The organism is Paenibacillus sp. FSL R7-0198 (genome assembly GCF_038000415.1).
Lineage (GTDB): Bacteria > Bacillota > Bacilli > Paenibacillales > Paenibacillaceae > Paenibacillus.
On the sequence record NZ_JBBOCB010000001.1, the window covers coordinates 1,770,191 to 1,792,467 of the forward strand.

General features: G+C 44.4%; 19 protein-coding genes. 8 read left to right on the forward strand and 11 right to left on the reverse strand.

Annotated elements, in window-relative coordinates; all coding sequences use genetic code 11:
* Positions 1-241 precede the first annotated feature (241 nt).
* On the reverse strand, positions 242-1,534 hold the full coding sequence (gene hcp, locus MKY87_RS07515; RefSeq protein WP_091028135.1) for a hydroxylamine reductase: 1,293 nt from the start codon (positions 1,532-1,534) through the stop codon (positions 242-244).
* 307 nt (positions 1,535-1,841) lie between these two features.
* On the opposite strand from hcp, the gene MKY87_RS07520 reads away from it, so the two are divergent.
* The gene (locus tag MKY87_RS07520; RefSeq protein WP_340963638.1) at positions 1,842-4,493 is read left to right on the forward strand and encodes a cation-translocating P-type ATPase; all 2,652 of its coding nucleotides are present in this window, start codon (positions 1,842-1,844) and stop codon (positions 4,491-4,493) included.
* Positions 4,494-4,556: 63 nt separating this feature from the next.
* Here MKY87_RS07520 and MKY87_RS07525 read toward each other — a convergent pair whose 3' ends face one another.
* The gene (locus MKY87_RS07525; protein ID WP_340963640.1) at positions 4,557-4,940 is read right to left on the reverse strand and encodes a VOC family protein; all 384 of its coding nucleotides are present in this window, start codon (positions 4,938-4,940) and stop codon (positions 4,557-4,559) included.
* Between the two features lie 247 nt (positions 4,941-5,187).
* Between MKY87_RS07525 and MKY87_RS07530 the strand changes: the two genes are divergently transcribed.
* The gene (locus MKY87_RS07530; protein ID WP_340963642.1) at positions 5,188-6,528 is read left to right on the forward strand and encodes an MFS transporter; all 1,341 of its coding nucleotides are present in this window, start codon (positions 5,188-5,190) and stop codon (positions 6,526-6,528) included.
* 154 nt (positions 6,529-6,682) lie between these two features.
* Here MKY87_RS07530 and MKY87_RS07535 read toward each other — a convergent pair whose 3' ends face one another.
* Positions 6,683-7,339, reverse strand: coding sequence for a DUF2625 family protein (locus MKY87_RS07535; RefSeq protein WP_340963644.1), 657 nt, complete (start codon positions 7,337-7,339; stop codon positions 6,683-6,685).
* Positions 7,340-7,441: 102 nt separating this feature from the next.
* Between MKY87_RS07535 and MKY87_RS07540 the strand changes: the two genes are divergently transcribed.
* The gene (locus MKY87_RS07540; protein WP_340963645.1) at positions 7,442-8,929 is read left to right on the forward strand and encodes a DUF5123 domain-containing protein; all 1,488 of its coding nucleotides are present in this window, start codon (positions 7,442-7,444) and stop codon (positions 8,927-8,929) included.
* A 134-nt stretch (positions 8,930-9,063) separates the two neighbouring features.
* On the opposite strand, the gene MKY87_RS07545 is transcribed toward MKY87_RS07540, so the two are convergent.
* Positions 9,064-10,047, reverse strand: a complete 984-nt coding sequence (locus tag MKY87_RS07545; RefSeq protein WP_340963647.1) for a sensor domain-containing diguanylate cyclase — start codon at positions 10,045-10,047, stop codon at positions 9,064-9,066.
* Between the two features lie 25 nt (positions 10,048-10,072).
* A complete protein-coding gene (locus MKY87_RS07550) occupies positions 10,073-10,879 on the reverse strand; it encodes an alpha/beta fold hydrolase (RefSeq protein WP_091028120.1) in 807 nt (268 codons plus the stop codon).
* Between the two features lie 219 nt (positions 10,880-11,098).
* On the opposite strand from MKY87_RS07550, the gene MKY87_RS07555 reads away from it, so the two are divergent.
* Entirely contained in the window at positions 11,099-12,313 is a 1,215-nt protein-coding gene (locus MKY87_RS07555) for an MFS transporter (RefSeq protein ID WP_340963650.1), read from the forward strand.
* A complete protein-coding gene (locus MKY87_RS07560; RefSeq protein WP_340963652.1) occupies positions 12,306-12,869 on the forward strand; it encodes a TetR/AcrR family transcriptional regulator in 564 nt (187 codons plus the stop codon). The genes MKY87_RS07555 and MKY87_RS07560 overlap by 8 nt, the downstream gene beginning before the upstream one ends.
* Before the next feature lie 84 nt (positions 12,870-12,953).
* On the opposite strand, the gene MKY87_RS07565 is transcribed toward MKY87_RS07560, so the two are convergent.
* Positions 12,954-14,588 carry a nucleoside hydrolase-like domain-containing protein gene (locus tag MKY87_RS07565; RefSeq protein ID WP_340963653.1) on the reverse strand — a complete coding sequence of 545 codons (1,635 nt, stop codon included), beginning with the start codon at positions 14,586-14,588 and terminating at the stop codon, positions 12,954-12,956.
* Positions 14,589-14,920: 332 nt separating this feature from the next.
* On the opposite strand from MKY87_RS07565, the gene MKY87_RS07570 reads away from it, so the two are divergent.
* Positions 14,921-15,571, forward strand: a complete 651-nt coding sequence (locus MKY87_RS07570) for a hypothetical protein (RefSeq protein WP_340963655.1) — start codon at positions 14,921-14,923, stop codon at positions 15,569-15,571.
* Between the two features lie 48 nt (positions 15,572-15,619).
* Here MKY87_RS07570 and MKY87_RS07575 read toward each other — a convergent pair whose 3' ends face one another.
* On the reverse strand, positions 15,620-16,561 hold the full coding sequence (locus tag MKY87_RS07575; RefSeq protein WP_340963658.1) for a sce7725 family protein: 942 nt from the start codon (positions 16,559-16,561) through the stop codon (positions 15,620-15,622).
* A gap of 25 nt (positions 16,562-16,586) precedes the next feature.
* A complete protein-coding gene (locus MKY87_RS07580) occupies positions 16,587-17,423 on the reverse strand; it encodes a sce7726 family protein (protein WP_339186290.1) in 837 nt (278 codons plus the stop codon).
* 298 nt (positions 17,424-17,721) lie between these two features.
* Between MKY87_RS07580 and MKY87_RS07585 the strand changes: the two genes are divergently transcribed.
* Both MKY87_RS07585 and MKY87_RS07590 read left to right on the forward strand, forming a co-directional pair.
* Positions 17,722-18,279 carry a DUF1697 domain-containing protein gene (locus MKY87_RS07585; protein WP_340963660.1) on the forward strand — a complete coding sequence of 186 codons (558 nt, stop codon included), beginning with the start codon at positions 17,722-17,724 and terminating at the stop codon, positions 18,277-18,279.
* Between the two features lie 55 nt (positions 18,280-18,334).
* Positions 18,335-18,982, forward strand: a complete 648-nt coding sequence (locus MKY87_RS07590; RefSeq protein ID WP_340963662.1) for an Imm50 family immunity protein — start codon at positions 18,335-18,337, stop codon at positions 18,980-18,982.
* Positions 18,983-19,104: 122 nt separating this feature from the next.
* Here MKY87_RS07590 and MKY87_RS07595 read toward each other — a convergent pair whose 3' ends face one another.
* The 3 genes from MKY87_RS07595 to MKY87_RS07605 form a co-directional block, all read right to left on the reverse strand.
* A complete protein-coding gene (locus MKY87_RS07595) occupies positions 19,105-19,548 on the reverse strand; it encodes an Hsp20/alpha crystallin family protein (protein ID WP_340963664.1) in 444 nt (147 codons plus the stop codon).
* Between the two features lie 191 nt (positions 19,549-19,739).
* Positions 19,740-20,942 carry an MFS transporter gene (locus MKY87_RS07600; RefSeq protein WP_340963667.1) on the reverse strand — a complete coding sequence of 401 codons (1,203 nt, stop codon included), beginning with the start codon at positions 20,940-20,942 and terminating at the stop codon, positions 19,740-19,742.
* A 314-nt stretch (positions 20,943-21,256) separates the two neighbouring features.
* A complete protein-coding gene (locus MKY87_RS07605) occupies positions 21,257-22,216 on the reverse strand; it encodes a helix-turn-helix transcriptional regulator (RefSeq protein ID WP_340963669.1) in 960 nt (319 codons plus the stop codon).
* Positions 22,217-22,277 lie beyond the last annotated feature (61 nt).

Below are 22,277 nucleotides of genomic sequence, written 5' to 3' on the forward strand. Positions count from 1 at the left end.
ATATGCCTCTATCTATATACACATTTCCATGAAAAAACTTCAATAGGATAAAAAAACTAATTTCCCTGACATTGCATGTTCATTTATACAAGGTATATTGACCTATGAAGGTCGAAAAAGCAAAAAAAGCCTACTCTTATGTAGGCTCTTATCCATCTTTACTTATGAGTCATACTCTTCATACTCACAACCGGCATTCGCAGTCATCAGATGGTGTTGCACGTAAATATACATCCTCATCCTAAGACAGTGCCAACATCGCGTTCATATCTTCTTCTGCCGTTGTAATTAACTTGAGACCAAACATATCCACGAGTACATCCAAGACACCTTCCGATATGAACTCAGGCGGTTTCGGTCCTATCCGAATGTCCTGAATGCCGAGGCTGAACAGACCGAGCAGGATCGCAACTGCTTTTTGCTCAAACCAGGACAGGACGATGCTGACAGGCAAATCGTTCACGGTACAGCCAAAAGCATCCGCCAAAGCCATAGCAATTTTCACCGTAGAACCGGAATTATTGCATTGACCTAAGTCGATATAACGCGGTATACCCGTGTCTCCAACCGTACCATAATCCACATCGTTGAAGCGGAACTTACCACAGGAAGTCGTCAGAATTACAGTATCATTTGGCAAGGATGTCGCGAGTTCACGATAGTAGTTGCCACCTTTCCCTGGCGCATCACAACCTGCAATAACGAAAAATCGACGAATATGACCGTCTTTTACCGCCTGAATAATCTCGGGCGCAAGTCCAATCACGGTCTCATGATGGTATCCTGTCGTTAAGACTTGCTCGGACTGTACATTAGCCGCAGGCAGTGACAATGCGCGTTCAATTAGAGGTGAGAAGTCATCCTCTGTAATTTTGGCAACACCCTCCAGACCCGCCACTTCGTATGAGAAAAAGCGGTCTGCATATGTGCCTTTGATCGGCATAACACAGTTCGTTGTTGCGAGAATAGCACCCGGGAATTGTTCGAAGAGTCTTCTTTGATCGTACCAGGCTTTGCCGATATTACCCTTGAGATGGGCGTATTTCTTCAGCGCAGGATAACCGTGCGCAGGCAACATTTCCGAGTGGGTATAGATGTTGATTCCTTTCCCTTCAGTTTGACGCAGCAACTCCTCCAATGCATACAGATTATGTCCCGTCACCACAATGCACTGTCCTTCAATCTGGTTCTGGCTAACCGTAATCGGTTGCGGTACACCAAAGCGGTCCGTGTGCGCACGATCCAACACATCCATAATGCGGATTGCTGCATTACCTACCTTCATCGCCATCTCCAGATGTTCCTGTACATTAAAATTCGAGTTCGTTAATGTCATATATAATGCCTCATGTGTAATCCGATCCACCTCAGGATCAGAATATCCCAACTGGCGTGCATGTGTCGCATAAGCAGCAATGCCTTTTAACGCAAAAATCATCGTATCCTGCAAACTTGCGATTGTTTCGTTTTTGCCGCATACCCCTACCACAGTACACCCGCCACTCGGCGTCTGTTCGCATTGATAACAAAACATATGGATTCCCCTCCAAACTTAGATTAAACGCAGTTCGTTATGGAATAGCGTAACAGACCCTGATATGAGCTAGTGTGATGGTGCACACACTTTCTGACCAACATCTAAATATAGTTCTCTAGACCATCATCCAAACTGGAAATAATAACATTCAAAAAAAGGCATATCTCGGATCATTATGAAAAATACTGTGTACAGCTAAAAACGTATAAATCCATAATTTTAAAAAATACGGAAATGAAACGATTCTAGATTTTGCCCGTAAGGGTAATACACAGAGAAATCTAATATTCAAGGAGCTGGTCAATTGCAACATTACAGACACAGTGCGGAGGAAACCCTTCAGGATGTGCAGAGTTCCTCCAAGGGACTCACAACATCCGAAGCTGCCAAGAGACTTGAAACGGAAGGATATAACGAGTTAAAAGGTAAAGATGCAACACCAGTCTGGAAATTGTTCCTCGAAAATTTCAAAGATCCGATGGTCATCGTGCTGCTGATTGCAGCCGCTGTACAGGTTGTACTTGGACACCTGATTGAATCGTTGATCATATTCCTGGTTATTTTGCTCAATGCGGTAATCAGCGTAGTTCAGACCAAAAAAGCCGAGAGCTCGCTCGACGCGCTGAAACAAATGTCTGCTCCTGAAGCCAAGGTCATTCGTGACGGGCAGAAAAAGACCATTCCAGCAAGAGAACTCGTTCCCGGTGATATTGTTATGCTGGATGCAGGTGATTATGTCCCGGCAGACGGGCGTATCCTGGAATCAGGAAGTTTGAAAATCAACGAAGGCATGCTGACCGGAGAATCGGAAGCTGCGGAGAAACACGCCGATACCATCCCGGATGAAGCTCCTATTGGAGATCGTCGCAATATGGCCTTCAGTGGCTCACTCGTCGTATATGGACGGGGCATGCTTGTCATTACAGGTACGGCTCTCAAAACCGAAATCGGTAAAATTGCCGAACTGATTGAAAATGCCGAAGCCAAAAACACGCCATTACAGCGCAAGTTGGAATCTTTCAGCAAAAAACTGGGCTTTTTCATCCTCGGCTTGTCGATTCTCATCTTTGGCATTGAAGCCGGTCGTGTATGGTTGACCGAAGGTACGGAGAATATCGGGCCATCCATCGTAAATGCACTGATGTTTGCCGTAGCAGTTGCGGTTGCTGCCATTCCTGAGGCGCTCTCCTCGATTGTGACTATCGTATTGTCACTCGGAACAAATAAGATGGCCAAACAACATGCGATCATTCGCAGACTGCCTGCCGTGGAGGCGCTCGGTTCTGCCAGTATCATCTGTACAGATAAAACAGGAACACTAACCCAGAATAAGATGACTGTCGTCGATTATTATATTCCTCATGGCACCAAGGACGAATTTCCCGATGATCCCGATCAGTGGTCGGAAGAGGAACGACGTTTGTTACATATTGCAGTGCTCTGCAATGACTCAAATATTAACCAGGAAGGCAAGGAACTGGGTGATCCAACCGAAGTGGCCCTGATTGCCTTCAGCAACCGGGTGAACAAGGATTATAATGAAATCCGTGACCAGTTCCCGCGTGAAGCCGAGCTTCCTTTTGACTCGGATCGAAAGCTCATGAGTACGGTGCATACCTTCGAGGGACAGACGGCTTTGCTGACCAAAGGTGGACCGGATGTGCTGTTCAGTCGCTGTAGTCATGTATTTATCAACGGTGAGGTTCAGCCCCTCACACCCGAGATTCGCACACAGTTTGAAGAAAAAAATGAGGCTTTCTCCAAACGCGCCTTCCGTGTGCTGGCCTATGCGTACAAAAAATTCGATGACAAAAACCAGGTCACCATTGATGACGAGCATGATCTGACACTGGTTGGCCTGACAGCGATGATTGACCCACCGCGTGAAGCGGTATACGGCTCTATTGAAGAGTCAAAAAAAGCGGGCATTCGCACCATCATGATCACTGGAGATCACAAAACGACGGCTCAGGCGATCGGTGTGGATATCGGCCTTGCCGAACCGGATGACCTCGCCATTACCGGAGCCGAACTGGACAAAATGTCTGATGAAGAGCTGGATCAACAACTCGAACACATCTCAGTATACGCAAGGGTATCACCTGAGAATAAAATCCGGATTGTACGTGCATGGCAACGTAAAGGCAAGGTTGCAGCGATGACCGGAGATGGAGTCAATGATGCACCTGCGCTGAAACAAGCTGACATCGGCGTAGCAATGGGCAGCGGAACAGATGTTGCCAAAGATGCGGCTGCCATGATTCTGACGGATGATAACTTTGTCTCCATCGTGAATGCGGTCAGTGTTGGACGGATGGTATTTGATAATATCAAAAAAGCCATCGCATACCTGTTCGCCGGTAACCTCGGTGCCATTATCGCCATTTTGTTTGCCTTGATCGTCGGCTGGGTTAATCCATTTACGGCCCTACAGCTGCTGTTCATCAATCTGGTGAACGACTCCCTGCCTGCCATTGCTTTGGGTACAGAGAAACCCGAGCCGGATGTCATGCGACGCAAACCGCGTGATATTAACGAGGGGATCTTCGCAGGCGGAACCCTGCAAGCTGTGATTACACGTGGTGTCCTGATTGGTGCGGCTGTTATTGTGTCCCAATATATCGGACTTGGCATCTCGGAGGAAATCAGTGTGGCTATGGCCTTCACAACCTTGATTCTGGCACGCAGCCTGCAAACTTTTGCAGCACGTTCCAATACACAAACCATCTTCCAGGTGGGCTTCATGACCAATAAATTCGTGCTTGGCTCCATTCTGGTATGTCTCTGTCTCTATGCAATCACACTGATTCCAGGTGTTCGCGGTGTCTTCGCCATCCCGGATACATTCGGCTGGAATGAGTTCCTGATTGCAGGCGGACTTGCTCTTGCTGCCGTCATTCTGATGGATGTCATCAAGTGGGTTCGCAATCGCGGCAAACAAGTTACTGTGGCGTAAGATCTGCAGTTATAACATGCACAAACAGGCGCCCGTTATCGGAGCGCCTGTTTCTGTATCTAATTATCCCTGTTTGATGCCAAAAGCGATCCATCGTCCATCAATATCCTCGATCACAAACTCCTTGTTATTATAGTCTGTGTGATTAAGGACACGTACGATGTTCACATCGGCGTTGATCAATTCCTGTTGAAGCTTCTCCTGGTTCTTGGTAATAAAATATGCATCATATCCATACCCATATAATTCTCTGTTGGGAATGACCTTCTGTCCATTGCTTTGGGTTAAAATAATCTCGGTAAGATCACGATACAGGCAGATATGGGGTTCCGCGGCATCAAGATATTCGACCAACCGGAAGCCCATCTTTTCTTCATAAAACTGCGCGGTTCGCTTCATATCCAGAGTCGGAAATACGCTGTGGGACATTAATAATAAGTGATTCATACTGTAAACTCCTTAAAATATAATCAAATCTAGTTATGTATTCCAACCAGCATCTTACCCAATTTCAGGGAAATAGTCTATAAATCCCGACCCTATGTCTCTTAAATCTCACTTATACTGTGCAATATACAGTATGACATTATTGCCATATAATAAAATGAAGTGTAAAATGATATATTACTTTTTATCACATTTTCATCAAAGCTCAATCCGAATTCACATTCATAGACAAGACAGGAATGGTACCGTGAAAGATAAAATTGTCATGCCACTCTGGACGTGCTGTTTGTTCATCGTTGTGATGAACACCACCATGTTCAATGTTTCTTTGCCAGTCATTATTCATGATCTGCAGATTACCTCAGACTTGGGGTCTTGGGTCATCTCAAGTTATTCCATTGGTTACGCCCTGTCGACGGTGATTTACAGTCGATTGTCAGACCGTATTCCGGTACGCAAACTGCTAACGGTCGGGCTTCTGATCCTGGGATTATCTTCATTGCTGGGGTTGTTCGCGCATAACTTTGCGATCCTGTTACTGACACGTATTCTGCAATCTGCGGGTGCAGGGGTGATGGCGGGTCTGGGCCTCGTCATTGCGAGTCGTTACATCCCGGTGGAACGACGCGGAGCTGCCATCGCTCTCATCTCATCAGGCAGCGCCATGGCTTTTGGGCTGGGTCCCATTGTCGGCGGACTCATTAGCGAGTACTGGGGCTGGAACGGACTTTTTGCCATAACGGTGCTTGTCCTGCTCGCCCTGCCTGTATTGCTCTATTTTCTCCCCCGTGAATCCGTCAAAACAGATCAGCCGTTCGATGTTATTGGTGCCATATTAACCATCATTAATGCCACTACACTTCTGGTCGCGATCACCCAGCAGTCCTGGTTATGGTTTGCCATTGGCGTTATTTCACTTGTTGCACACCTCTTGTATATTCGGAAAGCGAGTCTTCCGTTTGTGAATCCACAAGTATTCCGAACGCCAGGATACACCCGTTTAATCCTTATCGGATTCTGCGTGCTGGTGGTGAATCTGGGCAATCTGTTTTTGATGCCACTTGTGCTCGCTGATCTGTATGGACGCTCTTCGCTCGCCATTGGTTTGCTGATTGCTCCCGGAGCCATTGTTGCAGCATTCTGCACCCGTTTCGTTGGACGGTGGATCGACCGTTATGGCAATATGCGATTTATGATCATCGGACACACCCTGCTTGCAGCGGTACTTGCCCTATTCATGCTCGGACTGGATCAATCTGCCCTGGTCATTACCAGTGGTTATCTCTTTTTCTCACCGGCACTGTCAGCCTCCATGGCTTCACTGAATAATGAAGCATCACGAGTGCTGCCCAAAGCGCAAATCGGTTCCGGTATGGGCATGTTACAACTGATTCAATTCTTCGGTGGTTCGGTGTCTGTAGCTGTGTGTGGGCTGTTACTGCATAGCATTCCGGGAGTCTCGGTAGAGAAAGCTTACCATGTGGTGTATGCATGTCTGTTGTTCGTCTGCGTTGTTTCACTCGGGTTGACCATCTGGCATAGCAGAGCTTCACGCTCAAGCATTAAACCTGTTCCATTAGACAATTGATAATTGATGTTTAAAGTTCAGAACCAAAAAGGCCCGCGCCAAGCGCGAGCCTTTTTTAGTTTGGAACAGAAATGCCTTTTTTTAAAAGTGGATCACTCAATGAACTTGAACTTACAGGTTACTTTCCTTATTCCATCCTACAGCAGCATCCCAACTATTTCCCGTCCAGTGCGAACTTCCAGGCCTCCATGATGCTAATAGGCGCTTTGCTGCTGCTCTCACCGCCACCTTCCTGCGTCCAAAGTGGTGGAAAATACGCGAATACTTGCCCCGTTTGAAGCTGTGCCATATCCTCCTGCCAGCCTTTCCAGCGAAAGGTCTGATAGAACTGCTCCAGATCCCCATTTGCGAGCCAATTCATGAAACCTGAATATGTCAGTTCTGTCGATTCCCACTCGAGTGTATCCGGGGCAAAATAATAGACCTGTCCCGTGCGGCCATACTTGCCTGTATCCATTCCGAAGAAACCGCCTGCCGCATCATATGCGACGACCATCATACCTTCCAGTACATCTACCCAAGGTTGCTCACTCACACCATTCCAACTGGTTAGACTTCCCGATGTACTGTCACCCCCCGCACCAAGCAGCGTGATCCAGCCATGGTCCAGTACAATGCCCTCTGTCTCATAAGCAACAGCCCCCAGATAGGATTTGGTGCTTATTTGCAGACGATAGAGAGTATCCTCTCCAGCTTCCTGCTTTGCTGGAACATACACATATGTATTTTGCCCGCTGTCCAGGAGTTCCTTGAGTTCTTCCCATGCGTGATTCTCCCGATCTACTAATTCAGCTATCGTTAATGTATTCATGAGCAGTCTCCTCGCTGATTTTATAAGAGCATATCATGGCTTATTAACCCGTTCAAATCTGCTATAATCTATCTTCAAAGCTAATTTCAAGGGGGAAACGATTTGATTCGCGTAGTTATACTTATAATTCCGATTCTGATGGTGCTCGTATCCGGTTGTCAGAATCATAAATCTTCCATGAAGGAACCCGTTTCGGTTCAAAAGTCTGATCCCCAGGTCATCCATTACGTATCACCCCAAGGAAACGACTCGAATAAAGGAACCATTCAATCTCCGTGGAAAACGTTGCAGCACGCAGCTGACCACGCTTCGCCGGGAAGCACGATTTATGTGCGTGAAGGTGTCTATCATCAGAAAGTCAAAATCACCAGGAGCGGTAATTCTTCCGCTAATCCAACCCTATTTTCAAGTTATCCTCAGGAGCAGGTTATCATTGATGGTAAAGGTTTATCTGTTCGGGGTATTGAAGGGTTGATTGAAATTGAAAATGCCAGTTATATCACGATCCAGAATCTCGAAATTCGTAACTTCACGACCACACTTGGGGGCCAAGTTCCAACCGGGATCTATGTCCACGGAGCAGGTGAGCATATTCAGCTGTTAGGCAACACCATACACGCGATTGCTAGTTATGCACCTCCTGAAGGTCCCGATTTGCGGGGCAGGGATGCCCACGGTATTGCCATTTATGGCACAGAGCACCCTCAAGCATTACGCAATATCATCATCAAGGATAATGAATTGTATGATCTTACACTTGGTTCAAGCGAATCACTCGCAGTCAACGGTAATGTCGATACGTTTGCCATCCAGGACAATATCATCCATGATACCGACAACATTGGTATTGATCTGATCGGGTACGAAGGTACATCCGAGGACGACACGTACGATCAGGCCCGAAACGGCATTGTACGAGGCAACGAAGTATACGATATTACGTCCAATAACAATCCCTCCTATGGAACAGACCTGCCCAATGATACCAACTCGGCCGGTGGCATCTATGTAGATGGCGGGAAAGATCATATCATCAACCAGAACCGGGTATATCGGAGCGATATCGGAATTGAGATTGCCTCAGAGCATGCCGGACGTTCAACCAGCAACATTACCTTGCGGGATAACCTAATTTATTCCAACAGATTGACGGGTATTGCCATGGGAGGTTATGACGAGGAACGAGGAGCTACCGAGGATAGCAAGATTATGTACAATACACTTGTGGGGAATGATACCCTGAATGCTGGCAATGGACAGTTATTCATGCAGTCACGGACAAAGAACAATACGTTCATGCATAACATTCTCGTATCGGGCAGCTCGGAAGTACTGATATACAACGAATACACTAGCAATACCGGCAATGTGTTTGACCATAATGTCTATTACTCACCAGGTGAGCAGCAAGATGCCCTGTGGGTTTGGAAAAATAAAGCCTACTCCGGCATCGCCGCCTACATCAAGGGATCTGGCAATGATGCACACTCCATATATGTGAACCCGGCATTTATGGATGAACTGAGCGAAGATTTTCGTCCTCAGGCCAACTCTCCGGCTAAGGCGTATGGTTACCTTGCTCCGCGATAAAGTTAATCTGATGTTACTCAAGCGGAATTAGCCCTGCCTATTTCCATACAAATAAAAGGAGCCTGTGCTATGTGGGATCATCTCCCTCACATTGCACAGGCTCCTTTTCGCTTTTTTTTGATGCAATCCAATCTTTAACTTTTTACCATCTGAGCTGCATGTGTCACCCGGTTTCGTCCTCCGGTTTTGGAGGCATACAGGGCGTTGTCCGCTCTTTGGAACAAAGACTTTTCCGTATCTTCCTCTATTACAGTGGCCGCACCGATACTCACAGTAATGTTATATTCACCCCAGTCGGCTAAAGCAACCTGTGAACGATATCGTTCTGCAATACCGATCGCTTGCTCCTCTTCACAATTTGGAAGAATGATCACAAATTCTTCCCCGCCATAACGTGCAACCACATCCGTACTTCGCGACAACGATTGCAGCAGCCCTGCCAGATTGCCGAGTACCAGATCTCCGATCGGATGTCCGTAGGTATCATTAATGCTTTTGAAATGATCAATGTCCACAACCAAAAGAGAGAAATTACGTTGTTTTTCACGGAATAATATCAAGCTTTCAACCATTTTTTCCTGGAAAAACCTGCGGTTCTTCAATCCTGTCAACAAGTCGGTGGAGGCCAGTGTCTCCAACTGATCATTCACTTTGATTAACGCCTGCTCTTTAATTTTATATTCCTCATGCAGTCGTTCAAGCTCCTTGTTCGCTTCTTGCGTCGCTTGATACAGCTCCTGTAGCTTCGTTTTGGTATGCAAAATATCCTTCTCATGTTCGATTCGCTTACGCATGACAACAACAACACAATCCACCACGCTTTCCCCGTTACGGGTCTGACGAACACCGTTAAGCAGAACAGGAACAGCCTGCTGATCACGGGTACGGAACGTGAAGTACATCTCGTCCACATGTCCATATAACTGGATATAGGGATAGAAATACGTATGGAAAAACACCTTGTTGCTCACCGACATGGTCGATTCAATATGTTGCCCTATCAGCTCATGACGTTCATAGCCAAGCATCGTAAGCAAAGTTTGATTAATCGACTGGACGACGCCCGAATCAGAGATAGAGAAGTATCCACAGGGAGCCAGATCTAATTGTATATCCATGGAATAACTGCCTTTCTTCCGCGTTTTATGCGCTCGTTAAATAATCCTTAATCATTCGGATGGTTTCTTCCGGTTGACTTAGATGCGGATAATGTCCTTTAGCCGTCATCTGCTGCAACCTGCTATTCTTCAGATGAGCGTGTAAATAATCCCCTACTTCTACCGGGGCAATGCTGTCATCGGAGCACTGAAGAATCAATGTTGGCACAGTTGCCTGCTCCAGATCAATTCGACAGTCTGATAAAAACGTCACTTCGGCAAATTGTCTCGCAATATGCGGATCTCTGGAGCAGAAGCTTTTCTCCAACTCTTCCGTCAACTCTTTCCGTTCCGGATTGTTCATCACAATGGGTGCCAGATAACTCGCCCACCCAATAAAATTCATCTGCATCATCTCAAGCAATTCATCGATATCATTCCGATCAAAACCCCCATAATAATTCGGCAGATCATTCACGTAACGTGGGGAGGGTCCCAACATAATGATTTGTTTGAAATATTTGGGGTTCTGAATTGATGCCAGCATACCAATCATACTGCTGACGGAATGCCCGACAAATATGGTGTCCTTTAGCTCAAGCGCTTCCATAATTTCCAGCACATCCTGGGCGTATCCTTGAAGGTTGCTATATTTGACAGCATCATAATAGTTAATTTGAGATTCGCCAGATCCAACATAATCAAACAACACCACACGGTAGTTCTCCATAAAACCTGGAATAATGTAACGCCACATATCCTGATCGCATCCAAAACCATGAGCAAATACAATCGTTTGGCTACCCGAGCCAAGTACCTTAACATTATTTCTTACAAGTATATCAACCGTCATTGCATATCACCTCTCCGAGGTAGTATTCACTTGAATCATTTTATCTGATTATTATACCGGAAAATGTTGGGATATGGATTAAAAATGTTTAATAACTTCTCTCATCCACCAAAAAGTCATGAACCCCTGCTCTGAAAACACGCTTTACAATCTGACCAACGTCAGGTAAAATCAGTTCAACATGTCGCGCGACAAAGATCAACATTACGGAGGAAAACCATGAGTACTTCAACACATAGCTCTACACCTCAGCAACTCTGGGGAAGATCATTCCTATTTATCATGTTAGCCAACGCATTATTGTTTATGGCATTTGAAATGTTGCTTCCCACCTTGCCTTTGTTTGTCTCAATCCTTGGTGGCGAAGCCTCCCAAATTGGGCTTGTTACCGGCGTATTTATGTTTTCTGCCATCTTGATTCGACCCTTCACTTCTGTTTTGGCAGCTCGAATAGATAAAAAATATCTATTGATTATTGGTATCACTATCTGTGCATTAATGACAGGCGCATACTACCTGTCGTCAGGTATTTGGATGATTCTTGTATTCCGAGTAATCCACGGATTCGGATTTGGTTTGGCAACAACATATTTTGCAACGATTGCCACTGAAAACATACCAAGAGATCGCCGGGGAGAAGGCATGGGATATTTCGGCGTAGGGGAAACGGTCGCCATATCCATCGGTCCATTGATTGGAACAAGCCTGTTGTTTAGGTACGACTACCAGAGCCTGTTTATGGGAGGTATGTGCATTTTGCTGTTAGCTCTCCTGATGACAGTGTTTGTATCCAGAAAGCCGAAAACAGGAGGTAGTAGCGAGTCTATGCAAACTCATGTCCCTTCGGTGAAACTGATTGAAAAGAAGGTACTCTTCCCTTCCCTTCTCATTATGCTCGTTGGTATTGCAGCGGGTTCAATCATGTCCTTTGTGGCTTTATTCGCCGCCGAAAGAGGGTTCGAGAATATAGCCTGGTTTTTCTTCATCGTCGCCATCGCCAGCTTCGCCGTTCGACTGTTCTCGGGGAAAATGTTTGATCGATGGGGACCAGGTTCCGTGTTGTTACCTTCTGCCGTGTTTGCAATCGCGGGGCTACTGGTTCTGATTATCGCCCAGAGTGATGTGCAATTCCTGATCGCCGGCGCGTTATACGGCTTTGGCTTTGGTGCCATATTCCCGGCCATTCAGACCTGGTGTGTGAATCTTGTAGAAGAACATGAGCATGAAAATGCGATGGCTTCCTTCTTTAATTTTTTTGACCTCGGGATTGGTGGTGGCTCGTTGATTCTAGGCGTGGTGGCTTCTGCATTTTCCTATACGGTGGTGTATGCTATCTCTATAGGCATTTTTGTGGTATATATCTTGTTATATTTGGTATACTCCCAAAAACAGCAGAGGTATACAGCTCGCCAACTGGAGGTAGACATTGAGTAAAAAAAGAATCAAGGAAATTGCCATTCAACATTTTAATCGTCTGGGTTATGAGGGGACCAAGATGGCGCAGATTGCCGAAGAGGCAGGCATTCGCAAACAATCCCTGGCTTATCACTATTCATCCAAAAAAGCGTTATTGCTGGAGTTATATGAGGAAGTTGTGCAGGAGGAACAGCAGTTTGTACGCCAATTTTTCAGCGCGTCTGTTAGCCAAACTCTGGATCAGCAACTATATGCCTTTTTACATGAACACAAAAATCGTTTCCTGACAAATCCAAACGTCGCTTTTATGTATATCCTGTCCTTTATCACACCGCTGGAAGTGCATGATTTTGTGCTGGCCCAATATCGAACGTACCTCGGGACACTGAAGGAAGAGCTGGCAGCCGTATTTACCAGACATTCCGATATACGCCTGAGTCCGGAAGAAGCCACCGTAGCCTTTGTCACCGTGATGGATGGATTGGATGTACAGCTCGTGTATGAGACACGGCAATCCTATGAACAAGCTTTGGCGATTACCTGGAATGTCTTCTGGTCAGGCATCCAGCGTTAACGGATCAATTAAGATGAGACTACACAAATAAGAGGGGCGTCCCACCAGCCATGTTGATGACTTTTGGGCCCCCCCTCTATTTCTCTATTTTACGGTTAGGATCACACGTTGATAATGCTTCAACTGATGCTCTCCATCATCCTGTACTTCGGCAACGATATGAATGGTATCGCCCGATTTGGCATCGTCAGGAACGGTGAATGTCACCGCTTCGGTGTCACTGCCCTGCAATTTTATCGTATCCACCTGCTCATCCTTGGCAAGTTCGCGATGCAATCCAAGCTGCAGATCACCCGCCATTTCAGGCTCAACTTTGTTTGGTGTTACTTTGGAATCCTCATAAGTGTCCGCTTCGAAATATCTCCACCACGTATACGTCAGTTGATCTCCATCCGGGTCTGTGCCTTCCGCGTGAAGAGTAACTTCCTCCCCGGGACTAACACTTAGATCCAACCCTTCCTTAATCATTAAAGACGGATTATGGTTGGCACCTTCGTAAGTGTCTGCAACTGCCCAGTCCGCACGTGCTGCAAAATCATTCTGCACATCGTCAAACCATCTCATCAGAGAGTATTCGGCTTCATATCGTTTGGTGTACGGATCGTAATCAAGTACATTGTTTCTATACAGCTTGTCGTTTACAACGCCAAAGCGTCCACCCCAACCGCCGTAGGAAGGGTCTTCCATACTGCGAAGTCCATTATCAATCAGATAAAAGAAGGATGGAGAATCACCCTCAGATATAAAATCGTATTTGTCATATTGCGGATTGTTCTTGAGATATTCAGCACTTCCCCGCTGTTCTTCAGCCAGTTCGCCTTCGATCATTTTGCCGTCACCCATCGATGCATACATGTCCATCAGCTTGCCATGTCCGTTCAGAATATTCTTGACCATCCAGTCGCCATGAAGCTTGCTGTTCACTTCTTCGGCATGCATCTTCCATGCATAGGCAAAATGCCAGAAGTTCGATTGGTCGTTAAGAATGCGGATATCCGGCCAATTCTTCGCAATGTATTCGTTGTAACTGTCATCCTGATCCAGAATGATATACAGGACCAGTTTGTCGCTGACTTTTTTGCGGATCGTCTCCCACTCAGCTGTGTCTTTGTACTGTTCCTCAATCGATTTTAGCGCTCTGGCCGTGGTATTGGTGCCACCCCATGTCTGAACAATCAGGTCTCGGGAATCATCATCGAGGAAAAGAGTTTCGAGGAACTCGGAACCTTCGGTTTCCTTCTCCATCTCCCCTTTATCGGAAATATTACCGATCTTCGTCATCGCTCGAAGCTGTTCCGGCTCCGGGTACCCATCCGCATGTTTGGACAAGTTCGGGTAGATCTCGCCATAGGCATTGATCATGTCGTATACCCACTGTGTGCCTGTCCAGCGGAATGGTTGGATCCCTGCTTCCTCGTCTCCAGCATAATGATACACCGAACTGGTCAGTACAATTCCGGCGAGGTCCATCTCATTCGAATACAAGAGGAAACGAATGACGGAGTTCATATCATCCACTTCACCGTCGGTTGTAATAACCGTTCTGCCTTTGGCAGCTTGGTTGTTTGCAGGTTCCTGGGTTTCATTCTCTGTCTGCTCTGTCGCCTGATTCGGTGTATCACTCGCGGTTTGTGGCGCTTTGGATGCGCATCCACTAATCACCAGAATAATACTAAGACAACCTGCGGCAAAAACGTTTAACCATTTTCTCTTGTTCATAATGCTCCCCTTTCTTCTGTACAGCGTGATGTTAGTTGGGTTGGGATAAGTACGTCCTCTGTTTTTCTATCCTTAATATGGACCGTAGAATGCAAAAAAACCCGAACAACATTATGAATGGAACAAAGTCCACGCATAGTGATGTTCAGGTTTTGCCTGCCCGAAGCAGTAACAATCCTTATTTGAGTGAAAGTATATCATGTCCTCTCATGAATGTAAACGTATTCAAATGTTTTTTTGAATTTATCTTTGATATAGTATAATGCTTATAGCCAAGAATCAAACGAATCGGCCTGTTATTATATCAATGTTATTAGGAGGACTCAGACATCATGCAACAACTGGATGCGGCCTTGAGCCGTTTTGTGGAACAGCAGGATTTATATAATGAAGCTTATGGACTTTTCAAAAATCATGATCTGCGTCCACGCGAACAACATCACCAGCCGGAAGTGGATACACGAATACCTCTTTCTCCAGAACTTCAATATCTGTACAGTCATTATGAAATGATAGATGCCAGTGCTGAAGGTACACTCAAAATGAAAAATGCCGCCGTTGAGATCGGTGATGCAGCGTTGATCTCCTTTGTTGCACCTGAACATCTGCTTCGTCAGCAACTGGGGTTCCGCTGGATTGGCATGAATGAACCTTATGAGGAGTCCTCCAATTGGCCAAAAAATCACGTCGTCATCGCAAACTTTAACGATGACCCGTTAATTGTAGATGTGGAAGCACCAAATTCTCCCGTATATGCCGCTTTTACAGGTGGAGAACCAAACCGTGTTGCTGATTCGCTGTCTGATTTTTTCAGTGCACTAGCTATCCTGATCGAAGCGGCACGGAGCTATGCCGGGGAAGTGAAAGATGAAGAAACCTATGAGACCAAGCCCGAGTATCTGGAGCATGTGGAACCGCTAATGAATGATCTGTTGGGAGAAGAATCTACTGCACATCTTTTCGAGTATCTGTCCTTTTGTTAATTATATATTTACTCTGTAATAACGCTATTATCAAACTAGAACCCAGCATTAATTGTCGGGTTCTAGTAGTTGTATCATTAATTCGATGTGATGCTTAACAGAAAGCTTTTTAGGGAATCCCAATTGATGGAAAACTCCGTCAGCTAGATTATCACGAAATTGTTTAGCTCCTATAGTTTCAGGAGTATTATTATACTCGTTTAGAAACTCAACAAGCTTACTTAAAGCTTGAAAATACTTACCTTGAACGTTCGAAGTGCCTTCTTTATCATCAGATACAAAGTGACGAATCCAAATTTCATTGCTCTCGGGACTATTTTTATAGGTTAAATGTAGGGCAACTGCATGAGCAGGTCCTCCTCCTCCTGTTCCTGAACCTATTACTTGATAATCTCCAAAGCCAAAAAAATCTGGCCTATACACGCAAATTAAATCTGAATAATACTCAGCAGACTGATAATCAGCATTGCGTGATAAACGGTTAAAACAATCTTTAATAATAACCCTATTAAATTGTTTAAAAGAATTAGAAAACGAATTACTAACTTTCCCATCTTGGAAAATGTGATAATCGATGTCTCTTTTCTCCTTGGATCCTTCTATAAAATTTAAAATATTATAATTAACCGCTATGTAGATAAAAGAGAACGAGAATTCTTTGTAAAAATTCATTACTTGCTCTAGTTCCGATATGCTTGTTGACTCTGTAATAAAATAGCCTAAACTTACTATGTTTTTATTTTCGAATACCTCTAATAAGGGACTATAAATTTCATATCCCTTATTACTTAAGTCTCCAGTTTGTGGATTAACAATTAGAACAAAAGGGACGCCCGAGTTATTTATTTCAGGAAGTATCCTCCTAGTTGTTGAATTGAGATTAACGGGTTCAATTATCGGAGTTACTTTTTGACTTTCTTTGATCAAAAAGTTTAATTCATTTATTGCAAATAGCTCATTTTGCTTACCACGTAGAAAAGGAAAGTACATAATTTATCCTCCTATTAGATAACATTTAATGTATTATTCTACGAAACTGTAAAACTTCTGATCTTTTAAGAGAACCCCTCTCAAGTAGAAACCTAATAGATTTAGGCCAAACAAAAGAATTATCTATTTTGGCTTGAGCTCTAAGCTTGAGTTGTTTGACCATCAAATCATGTGCATCTAATGGCTCCAATTCCTTGAACAATTTTAAACACTCTTCAAAAATGAATGCATCCGAGACTCTTGGCACGTCACCATAAGCTTCTTTAATCACTGCTTCATACTCATGTCTTCTTAGTGTCAGAAACATTGAACCAGGATTTAATTCGTTAGTATATTCTCCAGCTTCTCTATATACTTTTAATGCCCCTCTTTTACTCAAAAACATAATTCCTACATGATTAGGTACTTGTGAAAGTATTAATTCAATGTTTTTTTCATATGAGACAACCATAGTTTGCTTGAATAACTGTTGATAAGAATTTATCTGATTAGCTAATCTCCGATTGTTATCAATTTCAGTTTTTATTTCATAAGCTATTGAAGTCCCATTCAACCACAACAAATCTGCGACACAACTCCCACTTTTCACTTCGGTCAATATGCCATTTTTCATCTTTTTACGACTTTCTTTTTTCATTTTACCATATAGTTCCGATTTGTAAATATATTCACATCTATAGTGCTTCAAAAGTATACTATATGCTTCATCGAATAAGAGTCGAAAATCTCCATTAATATTAGCTTCTTTGACAAATTCAAAAGATTTCGAAAGTTCATCAAGTAATGGTTGGTATCCAGATGAGATAATTTGTCGGATAAATGAAGCAGAATATATTCTTGCTAAATCGCTAAGTGAAGACAACCTAAACACCTCTCAATATTTTTAATTCAAAGTAATAGAAATTTATAGAAGAAATTTCATATCAAGATTAAATCACTAGAACCATCTTTCATAATATCATACTCAATTTTGATTTGGTTACATTCCTGAAAATGGTTTATAGTTTCTTTTTTTGTATACTTATATATAATAACTTTAAAGAAATTATGTATTAATCTTCCTATATCATTCGATAGTTGCACATTATTCAATTAGACATTCTAAGTTATTCCCTATAATTGTTATTAAAGTACAGTTCATATCAAGGAGGGGCGCCCATATGATCTATGTGGCTTTGCTGCGGGGCATTAATGTAGGAGGAAACAATAAGATAAACATGAAGCAGCTGAAAGAAACGTTTGAACAAGCAGGTATGCTGGATGTCGTTACATACATCAACTCTGGCAATATTATTTTTGCCGATCATCAAGAACGGGCCGATGCAAATAGAGAGATATCCCTTCTGTTAGAACAGGCCATCGCCGCTGATTTCGGCCTACAGATCAGGGTAATGGTACGGAATATGGATGAAATCCAAAGTGTTATTCAGACGCTGCCAGCGGAATGGGTTAATGATGATACAGCCAAAAGTGATGTGATGTTCCTCTGGGATGAGATCAATGAACCCTCCGTGCTGGATCAACTGCCCATCAAACCGGAAATCGGCACACTGATCTATGTTCCCGGAGCCATTTTGTATTCAGTCAGCAGAGAGGATGCATCCAAAAGTGGCATGAACAAGCTTGTGGGTTCCAAAGTCTATGCTTATATGACTGTAAGAAATGTGAATACCACACGTAAGATCTATGCCCTGATGCAAGCAGCAGCTGAGAAATAATACAGACAGGTTGAGATGATGTGCCACGCAGCTTGTGGCAATTGGAGGTAGTCTAATGAACAGAGCATGGACATTAAACGTCAGCGTCCGATCCGTAGAGCGGGAACCATTCTGGTATGCACCCCAGACTCCCTGGCAGAAACAGGGACAAGGTTTTCGAGTGAAATTCCATACCAATAGAGCAATTGACTTGCTTGCTCAAGATCGACTGCTTGTTACCGTTGGTGAGGAAGGTACAGCGAACTGGGCTGCTTTTATCGGAACAGTTGTGGAATGCGCACCAGACTCTCTCCTGCTCTATACAAGTCCTCAGTACGAGGCACAGTTAATGGATATTCGGAGGTTGGAACGCGAATTTTCTCCTTTGGCTTCCATTCTCGGAGCGCAACATGTAATGGAAACTCTGGGCTATTTCCCTCCCTTCCATTATGACGAAATTACGGATGTGCAGCTGGAAACAGTCCAGAATATACAATCCCTCTCTCTTGTGCTAACGCATAATGCTGATCAGGAATGGGAACAGCAGGTGCACTTCCATTTTGAACATATTCAGCAAGAGATGTTCTCCCCTGTGGAGGCATCTAACGTTTGTTTACAGCTAAGTTTCACTTATGCAGCCGATCAGATTCGTGTTAACCTGGATTCCGTATCCGGCTTCGCTGCTACATTCCTATGTAGCACAATTCATATTCAATTCCATTAACCCGGTTATGTAAAAAATCCCTTCATGGGATAACATGGAAGAACATCTTTAGAGATGCTCTTCCATGCCTATTACCATAAAGGGATAGCTCAACTTCTTCAGCTACACAATTTGCATCTGGTTTAGTCAATCTGAATGCGTCTGCGAGATTGATCATCCCCAGGACGTTTCGGAATTTCTAGCTTCAGCACACCATCTTCCAATCTGGCCTTAAAGTTCTCCTCATCAATATGATCCACATAGAAACGCCGGATAAATTCACCTGAACGACGCTCCTGCCGAATGATCCGATTGGAGTCGTCCTTCTGTTCAACCATGTCATGGCGTTTGGCACGAATGATCAATTCTTTACCTTCAACCTGAATGTCTATGTCCTCTTTGGCAATGCCCGGAAGCTCGGCTTCTACCGAATATTTGTCTTCTTCCTCACGAATGTCGGTCCGGAATGGCTGGGAGCCAGTTCCAAAAGGGGAGAGGAATGAGTTCTCAACCATGTCATTGAAGGATTTCAACATGTGTCCGAACGGGTCTTCATTTCGTTTACGAAACGGAATCAGATCAAACATGAAAATCAGCTCCTTTTGTGTGGTTGGTTAATTGGTGTTGCTTACATTGATTATTATAATACCCGTGCAAATAAGGCTCAAAGTCCGTAAAAGATGAAAAAAAACGATTTTCTTTCATCATAGTTCACTATTTTAAAATAGATCCTGTTTTCTTTTATTTTGACCTTATTTGACTTTCTGACTTTGTCTGACTATAACGAATGAATGGGGTCCGTTACAGTATTGGATTCATTCTTCCGCATTCCCATCATCATGATTGCCAGCAAGACAACCAGAACAGCTACGAGCATAAATGGAACATGTTTGTCCACCTGATAAAGTGTCGTTGTAAGTAAAGGCGTAATGACGGCGGATATCCCCTGAATCGCTGCTACCAATCCCGCTGCACCGCCCTGCTGTTCTTTGCTAACTGCAAGCGAAGCACCTGCCATGAACCCCGGCATCATCAGACCCGAACCCATACCAAACAGGAAAAACGAGAAATAATACATGGATAACACATGGAAGACCAAAAAGAGGATCATGCTTGCGATCAGGAAAAGGGACCCGAGCAAAATCATCGGGCGTGGCTGCCATTTCAACCATTTCATCTGAATGACCTGCATGATCAACATCGCTGCTCCAGAGAACATGAGTCCAAACGAAACCATTCGGGCCGTCGCCGCTGGGGATAGAGCCAGTTGATCCTGAAAATAAAATCCTCCGACAACCTGCAATGTCATAATGCCCATCATCGTAACCAAGCCTGCAGCAAGGTACATTCGTAAACCACGTTGGAACGGGTTGACTTTAGGCGGTTTTGCCTGAATGACCGGTTTGGCTGCCGGGATTAACAACAAGGCAATAATAAACGCAGCTATCGCTATAAAAATGCCAAAATAAAGCGGCCACAGCAGACCGATAATAGTAAATGCTCCTGCAATCGCAGGTCCAAATACAAGGCCAAGTCCATTCGCAGCGCTGATAATCGCCATTCCGCTTCCCCGCTCTTCCCCTTCTGTCACATCACCCATATAGGCTTGGGCAGAAGACAGCACCGCCGGAATGAACATGCCGATCAGACTGCGCGTCACAATCAGAAGGGTTAACAACACGCCCCCTCCGATCCATGCATTTAATCCCCCATACAAGGCCAGGGCAAATAATGCACAGCTAACAGACATGCCTATGAATCCAATCAATATGATGGGTTTTCTGCCCTTCAGATCACTGAATCTGCCCCATACCGGAGCCATAACAGCCATCATAATGGACCCTAGTGAGATAATAAGACCGGAATGACTTTCTTTCATGCCCAACTCGCGAATAAGTGGTGGCATGATGGGTGCAATCAGCATCAGACCCAGCATGGCTGCAAATACGCTAAAAAATATACTTCCTCTAATTCGGTTCATGCTTATACACTCCTCTATATTTCAGTACAGTATCCACTGTACCTGGAGTATACAAGGCGAAATGAATCCCCACTGCCTCTATACGGAACAATTCACGGCAAGCCGGATTATTAATTTTATTCTAAATAAGATAAACCCATTAAACGTTACACCAGACCACTACGATTGCAGCACCATCTTTCGATCGCTGTTATAAACGGATTTCCGTGATTCCCTTCTATGATGAAAAAAATCCGTTGATAAAGGCGAACGCTCCGCTTCTCCAGACTGGTTCTGCACTCTTCATTCTCGTGTAATGTTTCAGTTCATCTTACTTAATAAATCTTCTTCATCTCGGAAGGCTTCACGCCGAATTTGCGATAAAATTGCTGTGAAAAGGCACTGACATTGCTGTAACCGACCGCAATCGCGGCCTCGGTGACGTTGTTATTTTGATTGCGCAGCAACTTCATGGCGTTGTCGAGACGAACCTGACGCAAATATTCGAAGACCGTGCTTCCGAAAAGTTCCTTAAATCCTTTTTTTAATTTAAAATCATTAAGACCCACTTGTCTGGACAATGCTAGCAAGGATGGAGGATCTACCATACAGGCCTCCATAATCTCCCGTGCCCTATGTAACTTCCGGATGTCCTCTCTGGAGAATCCCGCGGGGATTGGCGCCAGATCAAACAGTTGGAACATAAATTGATTCAAGATTTCCAAGGCTGTCGCTTCCATCATTAAGGAGGATCGATAACTGTTGTTTAATTCTACAATCAGACTGTCAATCATCGTTCGTATCCGGTTATCCAATTGAAATACAATCGGCTTGAACACTTTTCGCCCTAACACCTGATTAAACGCAATTGGCTTAAAACTGCCCAGTTGCGCCGCGGCATAATTGAATAGAGAAACCGGAATCCCCAGCGAAAAGGACGTATACAGCTCTCTTGCCGGAGGATGAAACCACGCTTCGAAATCATGCATGAAAATGAGGGCACCCTGCCCAATGGATAACGAATAATTCTGACCCGATATATCCACCTGTCGTTCTCCTGACAAGGCAAATTGCAATTCCACAATGGGTGTCTCGGACGCAAAATACGTTGGATAAGGCTGATGATATTCAACCTGGGAATATAAAATCTCAATGCCACTGTATGTTGTCACTCTTTTAACCTTACCGCTACCCGCCTTGGGAGAGAGCAGATACGTGTGTTCATCTTGCTGACTGTAAGGTTCTTGGGTCAGGTAATGCTGATATACTACGCCTAATGCATCATCCGTGCGCATGGGTATTCACCTCGCCTATATCTTGATCAGACTTGCCAGTAAAGAAAGTCCGAATTGATTG